Origin of the sequence: Rhizobium sp. PL01, assembly GCF_033447125.1 — a bacterium.
In the GTDB taxonomy this organism is placed as follows: Bacteria; Pseudomonadota; Alphaproteobacteria; order Rhizobiales; family Rhizobiaceae; genus Pararhizobium.
This window is the reverse complement of sequence record NZ_JAWQUM010000004.1, coordinates 305,854-326,386: the sequence shown is the minus strand read 5'-3', so window position 1 is coordinate 326,386 and position 20,533 is coordinate 305,854. Positions and strand designations below refer to the sequence as shown.

The 20,533-nt window shown below is 59.9% G+C and carries 26 protein-coding genes and 1 other RNA gene; 12 read left to right on the top strand and 15 right to left on the bottom strand.

All coding sequences use genetic code 11. The features are described 5' to 3' along the window. Positions 1-43: 43 nt before the first annotated feature. Together R6X40_RS11995 and R6X40_RS11990 are read right to left on the bottom strand one after the other, a co-directional pair. Entirely contained in the window at positions 44-868 is an 825-nt protein-coding gene (locus tag R6X40_RS11995) for a TIGR00282 family metallophosphoesterase (RefSeq protein WP_318413841.1), read from the bottom strand. Then, positions 846-1,457: a 5-formyltetrahydrofolate cyclo-ligase gene (locus R6X40_RS11990; protein WP_318413839.1), complete on the bottom strand. Its 612-nt coding sequence runs from the start codon at positions 1,455-1,457 to the stop codon at positions 846-848. Before R6X40_RS11990 ends, R6X40_RS11995 begins: the two co-directional genes overlap by 23 nt. 281 nt (positions 1,458-1,738) lie before the next feature. Here R6X40_RS11990 and R6X40_RS11985 point away from each other — a divergent pair, with 281 nt between their 5' ends. Together R6X40_RS11985 and R6X40_RS11980 are read left to right on the top strand one after the other, a co-directional pair. Beyond that, complete coding sequence (locus R6X40_RS11985; protein WP_162743548.1) at positions 1,739-1,951, top strand: LuxR C-terminal-related transcriptional regulator; 213 nt, start codon at positions 1,739-1,741, stop codon at positions 1,949-1,951. Positions 1,952-2,271: 320 nt separating this feature from the next. Then, entirely contained in the window at positions 2,272-3,153 is an 882-nt protein-coding gene (locus tag R6X40_RS11980; RefSeq protein ID WP_318413836.1) for a LysR family transcriptional regulator, read from the top strand. Positions 3,154-3,161: 8 nt separating this feature from the next. Here R6X40_RS11980 and ssrS read toward each other — a convergent pair. From ssrS to R6X40_RS11965, 3 genes are all read right to left on the bottom strand, one after another. Beyond that, a non-coding RNA gene (gene ssrS, locus R6X40_RS11975) (6S RNA) lies at positions 3,162-3,321 on the bottom strand. A gap of 60 nt (positions 3,322-3,381) precedes the next feature. Then, the gene (locus R6X40_RS11970; protein ID WP_318413835.1) at positions 3,382-3,759 is read right to left on the bottom strand and encodes a cell division protein ZapA; all 378 of its coding nucleotides are present in this window, start codon (positions 3,757-3,759) and stop codon (positions 3,382-3,384) included. Between the two features lie 30 nt (positions 3,760-3,789). Beyond that, a complete protein-coding gene (locus tag R6X40_RS11965) occupies positions 3,790-4,062 on the bottom strand; it encodes a DUF4164 domain-containing protein (RefSeq protein ID WP_318413834.1) in 273 nt (90 codons plus the stop codon). Positions 4,063-4,401: 339 nt separating this feature from the next. On the opposite strand from R6X40_RS11965, the gene tkt reads away from it, so the two are divergent. From tkt to R6X40_RS11935, 6 genes are all read left to right on the top strand, one after another. Continuing rightward, positions 4,402-6,384 carry a transketolase gene (gene tkt, locus R6X40_RS11960; protein WP_318413832.1) on the top strand — a complete coding sequence of 661 codons (1,983 nt, stop codon included), beginning with the start codon at positions 4,402-4,404 and terminating at the stop codon, positions 6,382-6,384. Positions 6,385-6,456: 72 nt separating this feature from the next. Beyond that, a complete protein-coding gene (gene gap, locus R6X40_RS11955) occupies positions 6,457-7,467 on the top strand; it encodes a type I glyceraldehyde-3-phosphate dehydrogenase (RefSeq protein ID WP_318413831.1) in 1,011 nt (336 codons plus the stop codon). A gap of 4 nt (positions 7,468-7,471) precedes the next feature. Then, on the top strand, positions 7,472-8,038 hold the full coding sequence (locus R6X40_RS11950; protein ID WP_318413830.1) for a putative glycolipid-binding domain-containing protein: 567 nt from the start codon (positions 7,472-7,474) through the stop codon (positions 8,036-8,038). Positions 8,039-8,051: 13 nt separating this feature from the next. Next, positions 8,052-9,251, top strand: a complete 1,200-nt coding sequence (locus tag R6X40_RS11945) for a phosphoglycerate kinase (protein WP_318413828.1) — start codon at positions 8,052-8,054, stop codon at positions 9,249-9,251. A gap of 219 nt (positions 9,252-9,470) precedes the next feature. Next, a complete protein-coding gene (locus R6X40_RS11940) occupies positions 9,471-10,496 on the top strand; it encodes a class I fructose-bisphosphate aldolase (RefSeq protein WP_318413827.1) in 1,026 nt (341 codons plus the stop codon). Between the two features lie 187 nt (positions 10,497-10,683). Beyond that, a complete protein-coding gene (locus tag R6X40_RS11935) occupies positions 10,684-11,604 on the top strand; it encodes a PhzF family phenazine biosynthesis protein (protein ID WP_318413826.1) in 921 nt (306 codons plus the stop codon). On the opposite strand, the gene R6X40_RS11930 is transcribed toward R6X40_RS11935, so the two are convergent. Continuing rightward, positions 11,601-11,756, bottom strand: coding sequence for a hypothetical protein (locus R6X40_RS11930; protein ID WP_318413824.1), 156 nt, complete (start codon positions 11,754-11,756; stop codon positions 11,601-11,603). The two genes, R6X40_RS11935 and R6X40_RS11930, sit on opposite strands and share 4 nt — an antisense overlap. A gap of 179 nt (positions 11,757-11,935) precedes the next feature. Here R6X40_RS11930 and R6X40_RS11925 point away from each other — a divergent pair, with 179 nt between their 5' ends. The 3 genes from R6X40_RS11925 (at position 11,936) to R6X40_RS11915 (ending at position 14,304) form a co-directional block, all read left to right on the top strand. Continuing rightward, the gene (locus R6X40_RS11925) at positions 11,936-13,216 is read left to right on the top strand and encodes an MFS transporter (RefSeq protein WP_318413822.1); all 1,281 of its coding nucleotides are present in this window, start codon (positions 11,936-11,938) and stop codon (positions 13,214-13,216) included. Next, positions 13,213-13,401 carry a DUF1192 domain-containing protein gene (locus R6X40_RS11920; protein WP_318413820.1) on the top strand — a complete coding sequence of 63 codons (189 nt, stop codon included), beginning with the start codon at positions 13,213-13,215 and terminating at the stop codon, positions 13,399-13,401. Before R6X40_RS11925 ends, R6X40_RS11920 begins: the two co-directional genes overlap by 4 nt. Positions 13,402-13,785: 384 nt before the next feature. Then, positions 13,786-14,304: a DUF1465 family protein gene (locus tag R6X40_RS11915; RefSeq protein WP_037099944.1), complete on the top strand. Its 519-nt coding sequence runs from the start codon at positions 13,786-13,788 to the stop codon at positions 14,302-14,304. Positions 14,305-14,383: 79 nt separating this feature from the next. Here R6X40_RS11915 and R6X40_RS11910 read toward each other — a convergent pair whose 3' ends face one another. The 8 genes from R6X40_RS11910 to R6X40_RS11875 all read right to left on the bottom strand — a co-directional run bounded on the left by R6X40_RS11910 (position 14,384) and on the right by R6X40_RS11875 (position 19,031). Further along, positions 14,384-15,034 carry a CDP-alcohol phosphatidyltransferase family protein gene (locus R6X40_RS11910; protein ID WP_318413817.1) on the bottom strand — a complete coding sequence of 217 codons (651 nt, stop codon included), beginning with the start codon at positions 15,032-15,034 and terminating at the stop codon, positions 14,384-14,386. Beyond that, positions 15,031-15,426 carry a hypothetical protein gene (locus R6X40_RS11905; RefSeq protein ID WP_412178368.1) on the bottom strand — a complete coding sequence of 132 codons (396 nt, stop codon included), beginning with the start codon at positions 15,424-15,426 and terminating at the stop codon, positions 15,031-15,033. The genes R6X40_RS11910 and R6X40_RS11905 overlap by 4 nt, the downstream gene beginning before the upstream one ends. Then, positions 15,423-16,373, bottom strand: coding sequence for a phosphatidate cytidylyltransferase (locus tag R6X40_RS11900; protein ID WP_318413814.1), 951 nt, complete (start codon positions 16,371-16,373; stop codon positions 15,423-15,425). The genes R6X40_RS11905 and R6X40_RS11900 overlap by 4 nt, the downstream gene beginning before the upstream one ends. Continuing rightward, a complete protein-coding gene (locus tag R6X40_RS11895; RefSeq protein ID WP_318413812.1) occupies positions 16,370-17,014 on the bottom strand; it encodes a lysophospholipid acyltransferase family protein in 645 nt (214 codons plus the stop codon). Before R6X40_RS11895 ends, R6X40_RS11900 begins: the two co-directional genes overlap by 4 nt. A gap of 109 nt (positions 17,015-17,123) precedes the next feature. Next, on the bottom strand, positions 17,124-17,540 hold the full coding sequence (locus tag R6X40_RS11890; RefSeq protein WP_318413810.1) for a GFA family protein: 417 nt from the start codon (positions 17,538-17,540) through the stop codon (positions 17,124-17,126). A 135-nt stretch (positions 17,541-17,675) separates the two neighbouring features. Further along, complete coding sequence (locus tag R6X40_RS11885) at positions 17,676-18,158, bottom strand: SRPBCC domain-containing protein (RefSeq protein WP_318413808.1); 483 nt, start codon at positions 18,156-18,158, stop codon at positions 17,676-17,678. Further along, complete coding sequence (locus R6X40_RS11880; protein WP_318413806.1) at positions 18,155-18,484, bottom strand: metalloregulator ArsR/SmtB family transcription factor; 330 nt, start codon at positions 18,482-18,484, stop codon at positions 18,155-18,157. Before R6X40_RS11880 ends, R6X40_RS11885 begins: the two co-directional genes overlap by 4 nt. A gap of 118 nt (positions 18,485-18,602) precedes the next feature. Beyond that, positions 18,603-19,031, bottom strand: a complete 429-nt coding sequence (locus R6X40_RS11875) for a rhodanese-like domain-containing protein (protein ID WP_318413804.1) — start codon at positions 19,029-19,031, stop codon at positions 18,603-18,605. Between the two features lie 88 nt (positions 19,032-19,119). Between R6X40_RS11875 and ftrA the strand changes: the two genes are divergently transcribed. After that, positions 19,120-20,106, top strand: a complete 987-nt coding sequence (gene ftrA / locus R6X40_RS11870) for a transcriptional regulator FtrA (protein ID WP_318413802.1) — start codon at positions 19,120-19,122, stop codon at positions 20,104-20,106. An 86-nt stretch (positions 20,107-20,192) separates the two neighbouring features. On the opposite strand, the gene rpmE is transcribed toward ftrA, so the two are convergent. After that, positions 20,193-20,414 (bottom strand): 50S ribosomal protein L31, encoded by a 222-nt coding sequence (gene rpmE, locus R6X40_RS11865; protein ID WP_318413800.1) that lies wholly within the window; start codon positions 20,412-20,414, stop codon positions 20,193-20,195. Positions 20,415-20,533: the final 119 nt, after the last annotated feature.

Here is a 20,533-nt window from a genome sequence, read left to right as displayed (position 1 = left end):
TTTTGTATCACTTTTAATCGTGTGAAATTATGAAAGGGAAAGCTCAGACCCAGAACGCCGGGATCGTTTCGGCAAGCCGCGGCCCAATCCTGAGCGGCGCGATATTCTCGGCCAGTCCTGTACGGTCGGAAATCTCCACACCGACGCCGCAGAGGGTCGCCGGGCCGGAGGCGGCCTCGAAACGGCCCTTCGGCATCTTGGAGATGAAGCGGTTGAGCGGCTCTTCCTTTTCCATGCCGAGCGACGAGTCGTAATCGCCACACATGCCGGCATCCGACATATAGGCCGTGCCGCCATTGAGAATCTGTGCGTCTGCGGTCGGCACATGGGTGTGCGTGCCAACAACGAAACTGGCGCGTCCGTCGACGAAATGGCCAAAGCATTGCTTCTCGCTGGTCGCCTCCGCATGGAAATCGAAGATGATCGCGTCGGCCTGCTCCTTCAGCGGGCAGGCAGCAAGAATGCTTTCCGCCGCCTTGAAGGGGTCGTCGAGTTCCGGATGCATGAAGACGCGGCCCATGACATTGGCCACGAGAACACGGGCGCCGTTGCGGGCGAAAAAGAGGTTCGAGCCGCGCCCGGGGGTGCCGGCCGGATAGTTGGCTGGCCGCAGGAACTGGTCGTGCCGCTGGCAGAAGGAAACCGCTTCCTTCTGGTCCCAGACATGGTTGCCGGTGGTCACGACATCGGCACCGGCATTGATGGTTTCGAGGAAGATATCTTCGGTAATTCCGAAACCGCCGGCGGCGTTCTCGCCATTGACGATGACGAAATCGAGTTTCAGGTCGCTGATCAGGCCGGGGAGTTTTTCCCAGACCGCCGTCCGGCCAGTCTTGCCAACCATGTCACCCAGAAACAGAAGTCTCATATTTGCTTATTCCTAGCCCGAAAATCCGGAGGCCGCTTTCGGTCAGCAAGGCATCCAGCGCCACATCATGCGGCTCCGCCGGCACTGATGCCACTTCCTGGCAGTCAAATGCAATCCCGATCAGCCTTGGTTTGTGGCCTTTCAGGCGCAAACGTTCGATGGCGCGGTCATAATATCCGGCACCGTAGCCAATCCTGTGGCCTGCCCTGTCGAAGGCGGATAAAGGCACCAGCATGATATCCGGGTCGAGAACCGGCGCATCTTCCGCCGGTCCGGTGGTGCCGAAACCCGTTTCGATGATAGGCGCGCCCGGCACCAGTTCGCGAAAAACGATCGTCTGCTTGTCGATGATAGCCGGCAGGCAAAGCCGGGCACCACGCTCGCGCAGCCGCGCCATCAACGGCCGGATATCGACCTCCGAGCGGATCGGCCAGAAGCCGGAAATCACCAGACCAGGGTCAAATTCGATGGTGTCGCCGGCTTGATCAAGCATCGAAAGACTGGCTTCGATGCGCGCCTCAGGCGTCATCGCATCGCGCAACGCCAAGCGCTCCAAACGCAACGCAGCCTTCAGTTCCCTCGGTGTCATGCCTCGCTCTCCCAGCCAACAAGCTGTTCATTTCTAACGCAGAACGCGCCAGTAGGAAAACCGCGCATCCGCCCCTATCCGTCACTTTTTGCGACGGAATCACACACTTTTCCCAATCTGATACGATTTTAGAAGTCTGTTCATCATGCAGATCAGTTCTGCTTTCGCACGTCGTTAACGCCGTGCAAGAGAGAGCCTCGATTCAAATCAGGAAACAATTCAGTGCCCGCTTCCGGCGACGCGGGGAATTGTTCTGCTTTATGATGGAGCCGGATATGTCCATGAAGGACAAGATGCTGCAGGAACTCGACCCATTGGAATTGCGCTGCCTGTCACTGGCGGCGCGCGGGAGAACAAGGGAAGATATCACCCGCGAAACCGATATCTGCCATGAGAGAATAGAGCAGGCCTTTGCCTCGGCGATGGAGAAATTGCAGGCGGGTAACGTGGCAGAAGCGGTTTTCCGCGCTGCGCGGATGGATTTGATTTCATAACATCCAGAAACGGTGCCTCACGGCACCGTGTCCTTGATCGCGGCCGGTATCCATTCTGTCCAATCCGATATCCTCAAGCAGATGCGCGCTTTTACGCTGCGATATCTCTGCGAAAGCCCGCCGCGCCAGTCGCTTCTGCCGCCATTGCGCAAGCGCCTGGCAAACCCGGCTGCTCAGCCTGGCTTGCCACCGCCTTGTTCTGTGATCGTGCTTCATATCCGGACACTCCAACGTGTTCGCGTGGAGTATCGGACGTCCATTGACATCAATCCAACGAATTGCGAACATGCCTACCATCAGAAAACATGATGGCTGGCGCGATGTTTCCTCCTGTTGAAAGCGATCTTCTGCGTACCTTCGTGGCCGTGGCCGAAAGCGGCAACTTCACCAAGGCGGGAGAGACGGTCGGCCGGACGCAATCGGCCGTCAGCATGCAGATCAAGAAGCTCGAGGATATTCTGGGCGAGACCCTGTTCGAGCGCGGATCGCGGGGCGTCAACATGACCGGCCACGGCATCCGGCTGCTGGATAATGCCCGTCGTATCGTCACGCTTTTGGACGACACGGCCGCCTCGATCCGGCTGCCGGCGCTGGATGGCTCGGTCAGGATCGGTATTTCAGAGGAATATATCAACTCGACCCTGCCAAAGGCGCTGGGCGCCTTCGCCGCCGTCCATCCCGGCGTCGAAGTGACCGTGCAGCAGGGCGTCTCGATGTCCAACCTCGCAGCGCTCGACGCCGGCGAAATCGATATTGCCGTTGTCTTCGAGCCCGGCGGCCCGACGCGCAACGAAGTGCTGATGGTCGATCCGACGGTCTGGGTGACCTCCGACCAGCACTGCGCCCACACGCGCTATCCGCTGCCGATCGCCACCTATACCTACCTGAAAAACGGCTGGTGCGATGAACTGGCGCTGAGGAGCCTGACAAAACGCAACAAGGAAAGCCGCGTCGCTTATATCAGCCGCACCAGCAGCGGCCTGATCGCCGCGGTCACGTCAGGTCTGGCGATCGCCCCCCTCACCCGCTCAAGCATCCCCGCGGGATGCCGCGAGCTGACAGCTGCCGAGGGCTACGACGTCATCGATTTTTCCAATGTCGTGATGAAGACCCGGCCACGCGGCAACAAACGCATCGTCGAAACCATGTCCAACGCCATCCGCGAGGCCTTTCGGCCGACGGTGCAAGCTGGGGGATTCTAGGGAGAAAAGTGCGATCCACACAACCGATGGACTTTTTACGATCCTGGGTGCCTACAAACGTAGGTGGGCGCCATGTGACCTAGCCCACGGGCCAGGTCAGGGACAGCTCCCTTTGGATCGAGTATGGCCCCAGGGATTGTGGTGTCCTGTCGGGAAGCGCAGACCGCAACACGAATATAGAGTGCATCGATGGCTTGCGCCAGTGGCACTCGCCCAACTTGTCAAAATTCAGTGAGAAGCAGGCGCAGCCTTGCCACTGAGCTTGGCGGCAATCTCGTGAATCTGCGATGTGACCTCGGAGAGAGCCGAAGCCAGAGCATCCTCATTCTTCTGCTGGTCCGACAAGGTCGCAACGCGGCCCTGTTTCAGTGCGTCGGTCTCCGCCTGAACATTTTTCAGCTTGCGGTTCACTTCGCTGAGCTCGTCCATCACCATGATACCGGCCATCACCGTCAGGCGAAGGTCGCCGATCTCGCCGAACTGGCTCTTCAGGTGGCTGACATACTGGTCGAAGCGCGTGGCCAGTTCGGTCAGATGATCTTCCTGGCCCTCCTCGCATGCCATGCGATAGGCCTTGCCGTCGATCATCACCGTTACTTGTGCCATATGTCACCTGACCCGCAGGCTGACCGCGCCTTAGCGGTCCAGCACTGCCCTTATCGTTTCCATGGCCGTCACCAGACGGCGCGAGACTTCGCGGTTGACTTCCTCGAGACGGTTGGCACGGAATTGCGACTGGTCGAGTTCCTGGGCAAGCCGTGACCGGTCGGTATTGACGCGACGCACTTCGCCTTCGATCTCGCCGCGGTCCCGCTCCCGGTCGAACCGCCCATCAATGGCATTCTCGAGGCTGCTCAATGCACCACGCAACTCATCGATCGCCGCCTTGACTGTCTTTCCTGCCGCCATCACGCTTTCCTGATACGCGCCAGGCCGCGTCGAATCGCCGCCCGGAGCCTGTATTTCAAGCCAATCACACTAATAAACCCATTCGGCAAGTGTTCACAACGCCGACGGCCCGCACAGACTGCGGAACCTGTGGATCACGATCTTTAAATCGATTAGCATGCCTCATGCCCGTTTGCACGAACAGAGCATAAAACCCGTCCAAAAAGCGCCTTCCAGCCCAGTCAGAAAGCCCGTATTTGTTGACTCCGCAGAAGCAAGTGCTATGTGTCACCCGCTTCTCATACGGTCTTTGGAGGATAGAGACCGTCCCCTGTCCACCGAACTCAAGCGGAACAGACAATGATCTCTCGCGAAAAACACGACCGGATGGCAAATGCAATCCGATTCCTCTCCATGGATGCCGTCGAAAAGGCCAATTCCGGCCATCCCGGCCTGCCCATGGGTGCTGCCGATGTGGCAACGGTGCTATTCTCCCGTTTCCTGAAATTCGATCCGAAGGCGCCGCTCTGGGCAGACCGCGATCGTTTTGTCCTGTCGGCCGGCCATGGCTCGATGCTGCTCTACTCGCTGCTCTATCTGACGGGCTACGAGGACATGACCATCGAGGACATCAAGCAGTTCCGCCAGCTCGGTTCCAAGACCGCCGGCCATCCGGAATACGGCCATGCCTCGGGCATTGAGACCACCACCGGCCCGCTCGGCCAGGGCATTGCCAATGCCGTCGGCATGGCAATCGCCGAACGCAAGCTCGAAGAAGAGTTCGGCAGCGACCTGCAGAGCCATCACACCTATGTGCTCTGCGGCGACGGCTGCCTGATGGAAGGCATCAGCCACGAAGCCATCGCGCTTGCCGGCCACCTGAAGCTCAACAAGCTGGTGCTGTTCTGGGACGACAACAACATCACCATCGACGGCGCCGTTTCGCTGTCGGACTCGACCGACCAGATCGCCCGTTTCCAGGCCGTTCACTGGAACACGATCCGCGTTGACGGTCATGATCCCGACCAGATCGCAGCTGCCATCGAAGCAGCACAGAAGTCGGACCGCCCGACCTTCATCGCCTGCAAGACGACCATCGGCTTCGGCGCTCCGAACAAGCAGGGAACCCACAAGGTTCACGGCTCGCCGCTCGGCGCCGAGGAAATTGCAGCCACCCGCAAGGCGCTGAACTGGGAAGCCCCGGCCTTCGAAATCCCGGCCGACGTTCTCGACGCATGGCGTACAGCTGGCGGCCGCTCTGCCGGTCTGCGTGCGGAATGGGAAGGCCGTCTGGCCTCGACCGAAGCTGGCAAGAAGTCCGAGTTCACCCGCCGTTTTGCCGGCGTGCTTCCGGGCAATCTCGACGCAGCCATCGACACCTACAAGAAGAAGCTGGCCGACGCTCCGCCAGCAATCGCCACCCGCAAGGCATCTGAAGATGCGCTTGAAGTCATCAATGGCCTCGTGCCGGAAATGCTCGGCGGTTCGGCCGACCTGACGCCGTCCAACAACACCAAGACCAGCCAGATGACGTCGATCACCCCGACCGACTTCTCCGGACGCTACATGCACTGGGGCATCCGCGAACACGGCATGGCAGCTGCCATGAACGGCATCACACTGCACGGCGGTCTGATCCCCTACTCCGGCGGCTTCATGATCTTCTCGGACTACTGCCGTCCGTCGATCCGTCTCGCCGCCCTGATGGGCATCCGCGTTATCCACGTCCTGACGCATGACTCCATCGGCGTCGGCGAAGATGGCCCGACCCATGAGCCGGTCGAGCACATGGCAGCGCTGCGTGCGATCCCGAACCTCCTGATGTTCCGCCCGGCAGACGCGGTGGAAACCGCCGAATGCTGGCAGCAGGCACTGAAAGAACAGCATCGTCCGTCGGGCCTGGCGCTGACCCGCCAGAACCTTGCGCCGTCGCGCCTGACCTACTCGGCCGAAAACCTTTCTGCCAAGGGTGCCTATGAACTGATCGCCGCCGACAATGCCAAGGTCTCGATCTTCGCATCCGGTTCGGAAGTCGAACTGGCCGTCAAGGCTGCTGGCGAACTGAACGGCAAGGGCATTGCAACCCGCGTGGTTTCGGTTCCCTGCTTCGAACTGTTCCAGGAACAGCCGGCCGATTACCGCAAGGCCGTTATCGGCAATGCGCCGGTCAAGATCGCCGCCGAAGCCGCAGTCCGTCAGGGCTGGGATTACTTCATCGGCAACGATGGCGATTTCGTCGGCATGCACTCGTTCGGCGCTTCCGGCCCGGCCAAGGATCTGTTCAAGCATTTCGGCATCACCTCCGACGCGATCGTCGCGGCTGCCGAAAAGAAGCTTGCCTGATTTTCCTCTACGGAGCGCGTCCCAACGCGCTCCGTTTTCCACATCGAGACCTTAGACAGGGAGAGACCTGAAATGACTGTAAAAGTTGCCATCAACGGCTTCGGCCGCATCGGCCGCAACGTCCTTCGCGCCATCGTCGAATCCGGCCGCACCGATATTGAAGTCGTTGCCATCAACGATCTCGGCCCTGTCGAGACCAATGCACATCTGCTGCGCTACGATTCCGTCCACGGCCGGTTCCCGGCTGAGGTCAAGGTCGAAGGCGACACCATCTCCGTTGCTGGTGGCAAGCCGATCAAGGTTACGGCGATCAAGGATCCGGCAACCCTGCCGCATGCCGCAATGGGCGTCGACATCGCTCTGGAATGCACCGGCATCTTCACCACGCGCGACAAGGCCGCACTGCACCTGCAGGCAGGCGCCAAGCGCGTCATCGTTTCGGCTCCGGCCGACGGTGCTGACCTGACTGTTGTCTTCGGCGTCAACCACAACGAACTGACCAAGGAACACCTGGTCATTTCCAACGCATCCTGCACGACCAACTGCCTGGTTCCGGTCGTCAAGACACTGGACGACGCCGTCGGCATCGACCATGGCTTCATGACGACGATCCACGCCTATACCGGCGACCAGCCGACGCTCGACACGATGCACAAGGATCTCTATCGCGCCCGCGCTGCGGCGCTGTCGATGATCCCGACCTCGACCGGTGCCGCCAAGGCCGTCGGCCTCGTGCTGCCGCACCTCAAGGGCAAGCTCGACGGCACCTCGATCCGCGTTCCGACCCCGAACGTATCGGTCGTCGACTTCAAGTTCGTTGCCAAGCGCGACACGACGGTTGCGGAAATCAACGCTGCGATCAAGGCAGCCTCCGACGGCGCGCTGAAGGGTATCCTCGGCTATACCGACGAGCCGCTGGTTTCGCGCGACTTCAACCATGACAGCCATTCGTCGATCTTCGCCAACGACCAGACCAAGGTTCTCGAAGGCAAGTTCGTGCGTGTCCTGTCCTGGTACGACAATGAATGGGGCTTCTCCAACCGCATGGCCGACACCGCCGTTGCGATGGCAAAGCTGATCTAAAGTCATGTTTCGGCGCCCTTCCCTCAAGACGGCACGCTGGCGTCCGCTCGAAGGGGAAGGGCTCGAACATCTGACGATCGGACCGGTCAATGGCGCATCGATCCGCGCCAGCAGTGTCCTGATCGGCGAACGCGGCGGCCGCCCTTACGGCGTTCGCTACATCATCGACTGCGATGAGACCTGGACCGTGATGTCCTTCAGCATCGACACGACAGATGGCCGACAGCTTGCTCTCGCCTCCGACGGCAAGGGACATTGGCGCGACGCCGATGGCACGCACCTTTCCGCATTCGACGGTTGCATCGATATCGACCTTGCCGGAACGCCCTTTACCAATACCCTGCCGATCCGCCGTCTCGGCCTGACGCCGCAAGACGGCACTGCAAAACTCACCATGCTCTTTGTGCCTTTCGATACGTTCGAGCCCTTTCCCGACGGCCAGAACTACACCTGCCTTGAGGAAGGCCGGCTCTATCGATACGAGGCCGAGGACCGTTCTTTTACCGCCGACCTGCCGGTGGACGAGGACGGGCTGGTGATGGATTATCCCACCCTTTTCATAAGACTATGACCGGAGACCGCCCATGACTTTCAAGACCCTCGACGACCTCACCGACATTGCCGGCAAGCGCGTGCTTGTCCGCGTCGATCTCAACGTTCCGGTCAAAGACGGCCAGGTAACGGACGCGACCCGCATCGAGCGCGTCGTGCCGACGATCCGCGAACTTTCGGAAAAGGGCGCCAAGGTCATCCTGCTCGCCCATTTCGGCCGCCCGAAGGGCGAACCGGTCGCCGACATGTCGCTGTCGCTGATCGCGCCTGCGGTTGAAGATATCCTCGACCAGCGCGTCCATTTCGCTGCCGATTGCATCGGCGAGAAGGCAGCCACTGCCATTGCCGGCATGAACGACGGCGATGTGTTGCTGCTCGAAAACACCCGCTTCCACAAGGGCGAGGAAAAGAACGACGCCGAGTTCACCAAGGCGCTGGCCGCCAATGGCGATATCTATGTTAACGACGCCTTCTCCGCCGCGCACCGCGCCCATTCCTCGACCGAAGGTCTTGCCCGCCTGCTGCCAGCCTATGCCGGCCGCACCATGCAGGCCGAGCTTGAGGCGCTGGAAAAGGGCCTTGGCAATCCCAAGCGTCCGGTCGTTGCCATCGTCGGCGGCGCCAAGGTCTCCACCAAGATCGACCTGTTGATGAACCTGGTAAAGAAGGTCGATGCCCTCGTCATCGGCGGCGGCATGGCCAACACCTTCATCGCCGCCCGCGGCACCAATGTCGGCAAGTCGCTGTGCGAACATGACCTCGCAGACACCGCAAAGCAGATCATGATCGAGGCTGCGACAGCCGGTTGCGCCATCGTGCTGCCGGTCGACGGCGTTGTTGCCCGCGAGTTCAAGGCTGGCGCCGACAATGAAGTTGTCGATATCGAAGCCATCCCGGCCGATGCCATGGTGCTCGACGTCGGACCGAAGTCGATCGCCGCCATCAACGAGTGGGTGAGCAAAGCCGAAACGCTGGTCTGGAACGGTCCGCTCGGCGCCTTCGAGATCGCTCCGTTCGACAAGGCCACCGTCGCGGTTGCCAAGCATGCCGCAAGCCGTACCAAGAGCGGCGCGCTCGTGTCCGTTGCCGGTGGCGGCGATACGGTCTCGGCAATGAACCACGCGGGCGTTGCCGACGACCTCACCTATGTCTCGACCGCCGGTGGCGCATTCCTCGAATGGATGGAAGGCAAGCCGCTTCCGGGCGTCGATATCCTGCACCAGCAGAAGTAAGCGCCACCGCGCAAAACGCACTGCGGCGTACTCCCCTTGCCCCGGCCTCGCGCCGGGGCTTTTCGTTGCAGCGCACCGCATTTTTGATGCAACGCAAAAATAATCCCAATATTTCAAACGATTAAATTTATTTTAATCGTTTTAAACAATTTAACTTCCATTTTCGTTGCCGTATTCTTCTGTTATCGGCGATCCATCACGACAAACAGGAGAACGCATATGAGCGAAAGACTGGAAGACATCGCAGCAGCCATGGTCGCCACCGGCAAGGGTCTGCTGGCAGCCGACGAATCCACTGCGACGATCGGCAAGCGCTTCGAAACGATCAACCTGACATCGACGGATACGTCGCGCCGTGATTACCGCGAAATGCTGTTTCGCGCCGACGAGGCGATGAAAGCCTACATCTCCGGCGTCATCCTCTATGAGGAGACCCTGCTCCAGAAAGCCGCCGACGGCACGCCGCTCGTCGATGTCATCCGCGCCGCTGGCGCCGTTCCCGGCATCAAGGTCGATACCGGTGCCAAGCCGATGGCAAAGTTCCCGGGCGAGACGATCACCGAAGGCCTCGATGGCCTCGCCGCCCGCCTGAAGACCTATTATGACGCAGGCGCCCGTTTCGCCAAATGGCGCGGCGTGATCTCCGTTTCAGACGTTCTGCCAAGCTTCGGCGCCATCAAGGCCAACGCGCAGGCGCTCGCGCGCTACGCCGCCCTTTGCCAGGAGGCAGGTATCGTGCCGATCGTCGAGCCGGAAGTGCTGATGGACGGCGCACCGGGTACCCATTCGATCGAACGCTCGGAGGAAGTCACCGAACTGACATTGCGCATCGTGTTCGAAGAGCTGAACGACGCCCGCGTCAGCCTCGAAGGCATGATCCTCAAGCCAAGCATGGTCATCGACGGCAAGAAAGCCCGTAAGGCTTCAGTCGCCGAAGTGGCAGAGCGTACCATCAAGGTTCTGAAGCGCACCGTGCCGTCAGCGGTTCCAGGCATTGCCTTCCTCTCTGGCGGCCAGTCCACCGAAGAAGCAACCGCGCACCTCTCCGCCATGAAGGCCGGCTACGAACTGCCTTGGGGCATGACCTTCTCCTATGGCCGCGCCCTGCAGACCGAGGCGCTCAACGCCTGGGGTGGCAAGCCTGAAAACGTCGCCGCCGGCCAGCGCGCCTTCAGCCACCGTGCCGAAATGTGCAGCCTGGCCGCCAAGGGCGGCTGGAAGAAGGAACTCGAAAAAGCCGCGTAATTTCAAAGTTACGGAGGAAGAGACAAAGGCCCGGTTGCGCGAGCATCCGGGCCTTTTGCGTGATCGCGAGACCGAACCGCCGCGGAAGCGGCGTTCAATTGTCATGGTGACAAAAACCCGTGTTCGCGCCGCCGCCGCTCTGCGCTATCCCCGATACAGGGATCAATCTGGCGGAGGATCAGCCATCATGAACAGCGTCGCCTATGTCACCGTCGATGTTTTCACCACGGAGCGATTTGCCGGCAACCAGCTTGCGGTGATCCCGGATGCACGCGGCCTGTCCGATGCACAGATGCAGGCGATTGCCACCGAGTTCCGTTACTCCGAAATTACCTTTGTTCTCCCGCCGGAAGACACCGCCAACACCGCCCGCGTCCGGATCTTTACGCCAACGATGGAGATCCCCTTCGCCGGTCATCCGAATGTCGGCACAGCCTTTGTTCTCGGCTCGCAGCCGGAGATTTTCGGCAAGCCGCCCGGCGACATCCTCCGGTTCGAGGAAAAGGCAGGCCTCGTCGAGGCGACGCTGATTCGTGACGCTCGGGCGCGCGTCGATGGAGCCGGGATTCTGGCGCCGGAAGCCTTGTCTCTCGGGCCGCAGGTCGACACCGACACCATTGCCAGCTGCGCCTCGATCCCCGCCAGTTCCATCCGCACAGACGCCCACGCGCCGATCATCGCGTCCGTTGGCCTGCCATTCGCCATTGCTGAACTGGCTGATCTCGAGACGCTCGCCGGTGCGTGCCCCAACCTGGCCGCCTTCACCGCTGCCGGCCGGCGGTATTCACCGGAAGACGATCAGTTCTCGCTGTTTCTTTACACCCAGCCGCCGGGAAAACCCGGACATCTGCGCGCCCGTATGTTTGCCCCGCTCGACGATGTCATCGAAGACCCGGCGACCGGAAGCGCATCCGGCGCGCTTGCAGCACTTCTCGCCTCGCTGCGGCCGGATGCCGAACTCAGCCTCGATATCGTCATCGAGCAAGGTGTCGAAATGGGGCGCCGGAGCCTGATCGAGTTGAATGTCCGAAAATCGGGTGGCATGGTACGGGTTGTGCGGATCTCCGGACGCTGCGTTGCCGTCATGCAGGGCTCGATCAGCCTTTAGGGCCGGATCAGCACCGTCAGCATCATCACTGCGATCGCAAACACGGCGATCTTCCAGAAATCACTGCGGCGACGCAGCCCTGGCAGGTTGAGCGGTTTCAAAACCTGGATCAGCATCGCCAAAAGCAGGAGAACCATTAACGCTTTCGACATTGTTTTCTCATTTGTTGAAAAGAGCTTAGCGACGCTTCCAGCCCGTCACACGCGCGTCACTTTTGCGCGCGATCAGGGTTAGAGCGTCTTTTGCTTACTCACTCAATAAAAAATTCCGGCTGGCAATTGTGGCAGCATGGCCCTACCTTTCGGTGCAGCCCGGAACCAGCGGATTTCATATGCGAAAAAACCTTCTTCCCGTCGCCGCACTCCTGCTCGGAACGCTGTTTCTCTTTCTTGGAAACGGCCTGCACAGCCTGTTGCTGCCGGTACGCGGCACGACGGAAGGCTATTCGACCACATTGCTCGGCCTGCTCGGCACATCCTGGGCCAGCGGTTTTGTGCTCGGCTGCCTGCTTGCCCCGACCATCGTCAAGCGCGCTGGCCACGTGCGCGCCTTCAGCGGCTTTGCAGCACTTCTGGCCATCATTGCGCTTTTGACAGGTCTGCTGGTCGATCCGATCTGGTGGGTGGTGCTGCGCGCCTTTACCGGCTTTTCCACCGCCGGCACATCGATGATCATCGAAAGCTGGTTGAACGAGCGTGCCACCAATGAAAGCCGTGGCGCAATCTTCTCGCTCTACATCGCCATCACCCTGATGGGTGTCGTTGGTGGTCAGTTGATGATCCCTTTCGGCGACACCGGGGCAACGACGTTCTTCATGATCTGCGGCATCGTCTATTGCCTGGCCATGCTGCCGACATTGCTCTCGACCGCAGCCTCGCCGCAGCCGCTGAAACAGGTGAGCCTTGACCTGCGCGGTCTCTATCGCAACTCACCAATTTCCTTCCTCGGCATCCTGCTGGTCGGCATTGCCAACGGTGCCTACGGCACGCTCGGCGCCGTCTTCGGCCGCCAGGTGGGACTGACAGACAGCAACGTGGCGCTGATGATGAGTACGACGATCTTTGCCGGTGCGGTGATGCAGTTTCCCGCCGGCCGTCTCTCCGACATGATCGACCGCCGCTATGTTCTGGCAGCGCTCGCGGCCGTCGCGGCTGTGGCCGGCACCTTGATCTTCCTGATCGAACCAACCCATGTGATCATGCTGATCACACTGGTCGGCATTTATGGCGCGACAGCCAACGCGCTCTATCCGATAGCCGTTTCACATGCCAACGACTTTGCAACGCCCGAGGATTTCGTCAAGATTTCTGGCGGACTGCTGCTGCTCTATGGCATCGGCACGATTATCGGCCCGACCATCGGCGGCCCGATCATGACCGTCACCGGCCCCTACGGCCTGTTCATGATCACCGCCTGTGCCCATGTGCTGATCACTATCTACGCGATCTTCCGCAGCCGCATGCGCGCCGCCGTGCCAGCGGCCGAGCGCGATGCCTACTCGACGATCAACCCGGGCACGCTGACCACGCCCGAGAGCCTGCAACTGTCGCCACGCGCCGCTCCGTTCGAGGAGGAGCCGAATGGCGAAGAGCCGGAAAGGAAGCCGCAATGAGCCTGTTTGACGATGACCGTCCGAAGAAACAGCTGGCCCACGAGATCGGCTCGGATCTCGCGTTGCTGTCGGCCGACGAACTCTCTCTGCGCATTGAGTTGCTGAAACAGGAGATCGAGCGGCTGGAAGCCGAGCGAACGAGAAAGTCGGCAAGCAAATCTGCCGCCGAGAACTTCTTTCGTTAATAGTTTCATATCTCGTAGAGACGCTATCGTCGGGCATTGAAAACAAGGCAAAATTCACCCTGATCTTGTCCTCCGAAAGACTCCATTAAGCATTATAAGGTATTACTGAGCTATCCGGATCGCTCTGGACTCAGACATTTCACCATTGGCGAATGGTCTGATTTTTCTCCCTGTTTTACCTTGAGAGCCGCTTTAAGCGGCTCTTTTTTTGTCTTTTTTTCCACAGTTTGCAGAGAATTGTGGAGATTAACCCTTTCTTAAGAATAGGCTTGCGCGGAATGCGCTATGGGATCATGTTCAAGCTATCAAACGGGCAGCAAGAAACTTTTTGTTAACTCACCCGTTACCTGACCAAGTCGATGCGTTTAACCAGGGAATCAAACCATGTCCGAACGGGGATTGAATACTGTGAGCTTCGCGGGGCACGCTGCGTCTTCGGCGCAGTTCAAGGTGCTATACGCTGAAGGCATGGGCCTGGTTGAAGAAACGGCAAGCTATCTCGACGGCCCCGGCCGTACCGCATCAAAGGTCCTGCCACGCATGGCATCCGTACTTTACGCAGCGGAATCGATGCGTCTCACCACCCGTCTGATGCAGATGGCATCCTGGCTTTTGCTGCAGCGCGCCGTCAACAATGGCGAGATGAACCGCGAGCAGGTCCTGTCGGAAAAAAACAAGGTTCGCCTCGACAGCTTCAATGTCGACCGCACCGCACCGGGCTGGAACGATCTGCCGGAAGGTTTTCGCGACCTGATCGACCGGTCGCTGCGCCTTCAGAACCGTGTCGCCCTGCTCGACCGTGAAATCTACCGTCCGCAGGAAGCCCAGAACTTCCTTCCGGACAACCAGAACGGCGTCAAAGCCCAGCTCAACCTGCTGCAGACCGCCTTCGGCACGAACTGATCTAAGCCAACAGGCGACCTGATATTTCGAACCCGGCCATCGAGCCGGGTTTCTTGTTTTTCCGGTGTGTAAGCTGAAGCTATGGCCTGACGGTTTCTTTCAGGCGAAGCACCAATGTCCGGCCGCGGCGGATTGCCGTCAGTGCTGCTCCGATGGCAACGACCCACAGCGCCGCAGTCAACACCTGATTGTGGCCGTCCCACAGCGGCTCCAGAATAGAGATGGCCGCAGCCGCCGTGATCGCCGCCATGCGGTGCTGCTTGGCCATCGGGCCTGAAAAGTCGCTCGGCTGTCCGGTGGCGCGGCCAAGTTCGCGGACATAGGCGGTGAGCACGGCAAAAGCCCCCACCGCCCAGCCGAGACCCGGCATGCCGATACCATACCCAACACCGGCAAAAATCAGCAGATCCGCCACCCGGTCCGGAAACTCGTTCCAGAAAGGACCGTCCGGCGCACCCTTGCCACCTTCCACCGCGACCATGCCGTCGAAAAGATTGCACAGCAGCCGCCCTTGGCAAAACAGGATCGCCAGCAGCAGGCAGGCAATCCGCAGCCCGCCCGTACTCTGTCCTGCCAGCAGGAACGCACCGCCGGCGAGCCCCGCCGCGACCATGCTGGCCTGGGAGATCTGGTTGGGCGTAATTGCCCGCGCCGCCAGCCACCGCGCGATAGCACCAGCCCATCGGGTGTTACGGCTTGCCAGGGGCCGCCGGTCGCCTGTTTCGGTCATGGTCCAGCATCCCTCTTTCTGGAAATCGAATAATTGTAGATCGACACATAGCTGGTGGACACCATGAGCGGCACCGCGACGGTTCTGGCTATTTCAGGTGTTCCGATCAGCGCATGCAGCGCCGTAAGCAGGCTTGCCGACCCAAGGCAAGCAATCAGTGGCGGCGCCCAAAATCGCGCGACGCCGGTAAAGCGCTTGGATAGGACATCGATCAGGGATTTCAAAAACAGCGTCAGGCAAGCCGACAGTACCCCCTGCAGAAGTCCCGAATAAAGCGGCTGTGGCATGGCATGACCCCGATTGGCAAAAACGGCCCAACCACCCATCGCCAGAAAGGCAAACAGAACATGCACGATGCCGCTACCGGCCCATCGCCGGAGCGTATCCGTCACGAGAGCGACCACCAATAGCGCACGATATGGAAGAAGATCGGTGCCGAAAAGACAACCGAATCCAGCCTGTCGATCAACCCGCCATGTCCCTCAATCAGATTGCCCCAGTCCTTGACGCCACGATCGCGCTTGATCGCCGACATGACCAGCCCGCCGAAGAAGCCCATGAGCGTGATAATAAAGGCCAGAACGCCCGCCTGGAACGGTGTGAATGGGGTGATCCATGACAGCGATGCACCGATCAGGGTGGCGCTGATCACCCCACCGACAAAGCCTTCAACCGTCTTCGACGGCGACAGGTTCGGCGCGATCTTGGTGCGCCCGAACAGCTTGCCCCAGACATATTGAAGGACATCGCTGAGCTGCACGACGATCACCAGGAAGGCGATCAAGAGCACATTGCGTCCCTCATAGCCGGGAATATTGAGGGTGAGCAGTGCCGGCACATGCGACGCGCAGAAAACGCAGATCATCAGCGCCCATTGCAGTTCGGCTATTCGCAAGAGGAAACGCTCGGTATCACCCCTCAGAACCGAAATGATTGGCATCAAAAGGAAGGCATAGACCGGAATGAAGATGGCGAAGATGCCGTATTCCTTTGTCCAGAGCAGATAATACTGGATCGGCAGAACGATGAAGAAGGCCGAGGCCAGCGCCCAGTGATCCGCGCGCCGGGTATTGATCAGGGTGACGAATTCCCGCAGGGCAGCAAAGGAGCAGAAGGCGAAGAGAATGAGGACACCAACCCGGCCGGCGATGAACGCAATGCCGATCAGGATGACCATGACCCACCAGGCCTTGATGCGGGCATTGAGGTTTTCCACCGCAGCATTCGGCCCATCGGCGGAAAAGCGCCGCTGCAGCACATAGCCGATCACGGACGCAAAGATCAGTACGCCGAAAATGCCAAAAACCAGGGTCAGAAGGTCTGCGCTTGCCGTATTCATTCGCCGCTTCCCAATGGTTTTGGAGCCAAGGCCAGCAGCGCCGCCTGCGTTCGCTCAAGGAAGGCGTCCTTGCTCTCGTTGGGTGCGACCCGCAGGGCGTCGCCAAAAGTGACGGTGCAGATCAACGGTATCGGCACGATCTCGCCTTTTGGCATGACGCGGTTCAGATTGTTGATCCAGACCGGCACCAGCTCGACGTCCGGGCGCGCCGAGACCAGATGAAAGAGGCCGCTCTTGAAAGGCAGGAGCCGCGCTTCCGTCTGGTTGCGCGTTCCCTCCGGGAAAAGGATCAGCGACGAGCCATCGTCAATCGCCGTGGTCATCAGTTCGATCGGGTCCTGCGTCCGCTTTTCCCGTTCACGCTCGATCAGCACCGCGTTGAAGACATCACGACCGATGAAGGTGCTGATCTTCGATTTCAGCCAATATTCGGCACCAGCCACCGGCCGGGCCAGCTTCCGCAGCCGGGGCGGCAGCACCGCCCAGACCAGCACGAAATCGCCATGGCTGGAATGATTGGCAAAATAGACGCAAGGGCGCGATGGCAATCCATGCTCTGGCCAGATGGCGCGAACCGCAGTGATCGCGCGGGCAAACAGAACGAAGGCCGCCGCAGCGAACTCCGCAAACATAATCTTCATGCGTATCCCATCCCCGTCAGCTCAGTGACGCCAACGGGAACTCTAGCGATGGTTGCGCCGTGAGGGAAGCGGGCATTGGCGCTTCATGGGCAAAGCAGACGCCTTATCGTTATGTTTGCGGCATCTTGTCGAATTTCGGCAGGTCCGGATCAAGGTGATCCCAGCCATAACCGCGCGCATGGTAAGTCACCGCTTGCGGCTTGAACCGGCCCGGATCGTCAAGGCTCGCCGCATGCACCGTGAAAAAGTCCGGCATTGCCGCAAACGTCAGATAGACCGGTGATCCGCAGGTCGGGCAAAAGGCATGTCTCTTGATCCCGCCGCTATCGCCAGCGACCTCCCACTGCGTCGCCTCTCCTTTCAGCTTCACATCCTCACGGCCGGCGAATGTCAGGTAAGAACCATGTCCGGTCCCGCTTCTCTGCTGACAGTCCCGGCATTGGCACTCGTTCATGAAAATCGGTTCAGCGGAAATTTCATAGCGGATCGCACCGCAGGCACATCCACCAATAAAAGCCTTGCTCATCTCACTTCTCCTCAAGATGTAATCGAAAACAGATTTTTCCGCGCACGGGTTCGTCCTGCCGCACGCGGACAGACCGGGATACCTTGATCGGCAGCAGTGATTGATCTCAGCGGGCAGGCTCGACCTGCGGTGTCGTCAATGCAGGGACGTTGCCCCATCCTGCTCGGCCGCAACGGCGTCCAGGTTTCGAACAACCTTTTTCCAACCATTGCTCATGTTCTGGTAAGCAACATCGTTCTTCGGCAGCACAAAGCCGGAATGAACAAGCCGGACGCGCGTGCCGCTTTCAGCCGTAGTCAGCACCCAGGTAACGACCGTATCGAGCGGCGAACCATAGCCGGCATTTCCCGCGTGGCCGCCTTTCCAGGCGTAGGCCAAACGCTGATTTGGGATTACCTGCAGTACCTGACAGCGGATGACTCCGTCCCATTCACCCGCCGGTGTCGTCTGGTAGGTGAAACGCGTGCCCTCAACTGCCTCAAATCCGGTCGGCTTCATCAGCCAGCGTGCGATCAGGTCACCCGATGTCAACGCCTTCCAGATCGTCTCGGGCGCATGCGGGAACACCTCGTCAACCACGATATCCTGCGTATCAGCCTTTAATGCAGCGTCGTTCATTGATCGATCTCCTTGAGCAGGTTTCTAAGATTGGCAAAGCGGTCACGCCAGAAAGCGCCGTAGTCACCCATCCAGTCTGCCAGTGGCTCCAGACCTTCCGGCCGGGCACGATAGTAGACATTGCGGCCCTCCGGCCGCTCTACGACCAGACCCGCTTTCTTCAGCGATTTGAGATGCTGGGAGATGGCACCTTGCGTGACACCACTGCCGCGCGTCAGTTCGACCACGGTAATTTCGTCGGAACCAACGACGCGCTCGAAAACGGCGCGCCGTGTCGGGTCGGCAAGAGTCCGCAGGACAGTGGTGATATCGGTGGCTTCAATCATGACTAATCAAATAGCCAACACTAATTGATTAGTCAATACTATTGTTTTGGATTTAACGAACCGGAGCGCCACGCCTCGAACGCCACGAAACATGACAAGACCGGCTCCAGATTGATGATTACGCCGCCTGCTTCCGAAAGACGCCCGGCTCGGAGCCCGACGCAAAAGGCAACTCCTCATCGGCCCATCCGGTGATGCCACCGATCATGATCTTCACCGGCCGCCCGAGACGCGCAAGCTTCAGCGCAGCCTGATCTGCTCCGTTGCAATGCGGGCCAGCGCAATAGGTGACGAACAGCTTATCTTCCGGCCACTCCGCCATGCGCTCTCGCGATATGTCGCGGTGTGGCAGGTGGAGCGCGCCCGGGACATGCCGGCGCTCATAGGCATCGGGCGAACCGACGACATGGAGAAGAACAAAGTCCTGCTCGCCGGAGACCAGAGCAGACGCCACGTCCGAGCAATCGGTTTCCATGGAAAGTCGCTTCGAGAAGTGATCGATGGCGGTATCAGGCGATGCGGCGGGGTAGTCTGTTACAAAACTCATTTTGGCCTCCATTGTGATGACGCGGACATTCGTAGACCACATCCGGCCTGAGTTGCAGATGGCATCATTGCCATATAGGGTCAATATCATGCCAAACACTCTTCAACCTTCGCCCGGCCCAAGTCGCCTCGTTGTCGCCATCGCCTATGATGGCCTCTGCACGTTCGAATTCGGCGTTGCCGTTGAGGTCTTTGGCCTGTCACGGCCAGAAATGGGACCGGACTGGTACCGCTTTGCAGTGGCCGGGATTGACGATGGCGAAATGCGCGCGACCGGCGGCATACGATTTGTCGTCGATGGAGGTCTGGAACTCCTGTCGCAGGCGGATACGATTATCGTTCCGGGCTGGCGCGGCGTGGAGACGCCGGTGCCCGCCGATCTGTGTGATGCGCTGAGCAAGGCGCACGGCCGGGGCGCGCGCATCCTGTCCATCTGCTCCGGCGTCTTCGTTCTTGCCGCAGCTGGTCTTCTTTCCGGAAAGCGCGCGACAACGCATTGGCGCTATACGGAAACCCTGAAGGAGCAATATCCCGACATTCTGGTGACGCCCGATGTGCTTTATGTCGACGAGGGAAACGTCCTAACGTCGGCAGGCAGTGCCGCTGGCCTTGATCTCTGCCTGCATCTGATCCGCCGCGACTACGGCACGGCCGCCGCAAACACAGTCGCGCGCCGCCTCGTCGTTCCACCCCACCGGGATGGCGGACAGGCGCAGTTCATCGCGCAGGCCGTCCCGAAGCCGCACGAAAGCAGCCGGCTCGGGCCTTTACTGGATCATATGAGGGGACAGCTGGGTGGCGACCACTCTGTCGAGGCTTTGGCAACACGCGCCGGCATGAGCACACGCACCTTTCTTCGCCGTTTCGAAGCAGCCACCGGCATGACACCGGCACGCTGGCTTCTGGGTGAACGCCTGTCACGCGCACGGGACCTACTGGAGACGTCGGACGCATCCGTCGAAAAGGTCGCCGAGATTGCCGGCTTTGGAACGACCGCCACATTGCGTCATCACTTCCGCAAACATCTGTCCACGACACCCGCCGCCTACAAGGAGGCGTTCGGCAAGGCGCCATGACAATGCCCGGAAAGCCAGACAATCCGCAACGCAAAAAAGCCCGGACAAACCGGGCTCTTTCAAAATCATCTTCCAACAGGAAAGGCTTAGAGGCCGAGGCCTTCGAAGCGCTTCTTGAACTTGGAAACGCGGCCGCCACGGTCCAGCATCTGCTGGTTGCCGCCGGTCCATGCCGGATGCGACGTCGGGTCGATTTCGAGGTTCATGGTCTGGCCTTCCGAACCCCAAGTCGAGCGGGTTTCGTAGGTCGTGCCGTCTGTCATGACGACTTTGATCATGTGGTAATCGGGATGGATATCAGCCTTCATAACAATCTTCCTGCAAGTTCCAGGGTCCAATTGTCGCAAGCCATTTGCGGGCCATTGCGGCATGGGGACCGAACACGTAAATGAAACCGCAGACCACTGAAGGGACCACGGCTTCCCAA

Excerpts from the sequence above, each read along its gene's own strand:
- gap (WP_318413831.1), top strand. The coding sequence starts at position 6,457 with ATGACTGTAAAAGTTGCCATCAACGGCTTCGGCCGCATCGGCCGCAAC.
- R6X40_RS11990 (WP_318413839.1), bottom strand. The coding sequence starts at position 1,457 with ATGACACCGAGGGAACTGAAGGCTGCGTTGCGTTTGGAGCGCTTGGCG.
- R6X40_RS11880 (WP_318413806.1), bottom strand. The coding sequence starts at position 18,484 with ATGATTGAAGCCACCGATATCACCACTGTCCTGCGGACTCTTGCCGAC.
- R6X40_RS11965 (WP_318413834.1), bottom strand. The coding sequence starts at position 4,062 with ATGGCGGCAGGAAAGACAGTCAAGGCGGCGATCGATGAGTTGCGTGGT.
- R6X40_RS11985 (WP_162743548.1), top strand. The coding sequence starts at position 1,739 with ATGAAGGACAAGATGCTGCAGGAACTCGACCCATTGGAATTGCGCTGC.
- R6X40_RS11950 (WP_318413830.1), top strand. The coding sequence starts at position 7,472 with ATGTTTCGGCGCCCTTCCCTCAAGACGGCACGCTGGCGTCCGCTCGAA.
- R6X40_RS11995 (WP_318413841.1), bottom strand. The coding sequence starts at position 868 with ATGAGACTTCTGTTTCTGGGTGACATGGTTGGCAAGACTGGCCGGACG.
- rpmE (WP_318413800.1), bottom strand. The coding sequence starts at position 20,414 with ATGAAGGCTGATATCCATCCCGATTACCACATGATCAAAGTCGTCATG.
- R6X40_RS11945 (WP_318413828.1), top strand. The coding sequence starts at position 8,052 with ATGACTTTCAAGACCCTCGACGACCTCACCGACATTGCCGGCAAGCGC.
- R6X40_RS11980 (WP_318413836.1), top strand. The coding sequence starts at position 2,272 with ATGTTTCCTCCTGTTGAAAGCGATCTTCTGCGTACCTTCGTGGCCGTG.
- R6X40_RS11925 (WP_318413822.1), top strand. The coding sequence starts at position 11,936 with ATGCGAAAAAACCTTCTTCCCGTCGCCGCACTCCTGCTCGGAACGCTG.
- R6X40_RS11910 (WP_318413817.1), bottom strand. The coding sequence starts at position 15,034 with ATGACCGAAACAGGCGACCGGCGGCCCCTGGCAAGCCGTAACACCCGA.
- R6X40_RS11875 (WP_318413804.1), bottom strand. The coding sequence starts at position 19,031 with ATGAGTTTTGTAACAGACTACCCCGCCGCATCGCCTGATACCGCCATC.
- R6X40_RS11930 (WP_318413824.1), bottom strand. The coding sequence starts at position 11,756 with ATGTCGAAAGCGTTAATGGTTCTCCTGCTTTTGGCGATGCTGATCCAG.
- R6X40_RS11915 (WP_037099944.1), top strand. The coding sequence starts at position 13,786 with ATGTCCGAACGGGGATTGAATACTGTGAGCTTCGCGGGGCACGCTGCG.
- ftrA (WP_318413802.1), top strand. The coding sequence starts at position 19,120 with ATGCCAAACACTCTTCAACCTTCGCCCGGCCCAAGTCGCCTCGTTGTC.
- R6X40_RS11885 (WP_318413808.1), bottom strand. The coding sequence starts at position 18,158 with ATGAACGACGCTGCATTAAAGGCTGATACGCAGGATATCGTGGTTGAC.
- R6X40_RS11900 (WP_318413814.1), bottom strand. The coding sequence starts at position 16,373 with ATGAATACGGCAAGCGCAGACCTTCTGACCCTGGTTTTTGGCATTTTC.
- R6X40_RS11920 (WP_318413820.1), top strand. The coding sequence starts at position 13,213 with ATGAGCCTGTTTGACGATGACCGTCCGAAGAAACAGCTGGCCCACGAG.
- R6X40_RS11940 (WP_318413827.1), top strand. The coding sequence starts at position 9,471 with ATGAGCGAAAGACTGGAAGACATCGCAGCAGCCATGGTCGCCACCGGC.
- R6X40_RS11970 (WP_318413835.1), bottom strand. The coding sequence starts at position 3,759 with ATGGCACAAGTAACGGTGATGATCGACGGCAAGGCCTATCGCATGGCA.
- R6X40_RS11890 (WP_318413810.1), bottom strand. The coding sequence starts at position 17,540 with ATGAGCAAGGCTTTTATTGGTGGATGTGCCTGCGGTGCGATCCGCTAT.
- R6X40_RS11895 (WP_318413812.1), bottom strand. The coding sequence starts at position 17,014 with ATGAAGATTATGTTTGCGGAGTTCGCTGCGGCGGCCTTCGTTCTGTTT.
- tkt (WP_318413832.1), top strand. The coding sequence starts at position 4,402 with ATGATCTCTCGCGAAAAACACGACCGGATGGCAAATGCAATCCGATTC.
- R6X40_RS11935 (WP_318413826.1), top strand. The coding sequence starts at position 10,684 with ATGAACAGCGTCGCCTATGTCACCGTCGATGTTTTCACCACGGAGCGA.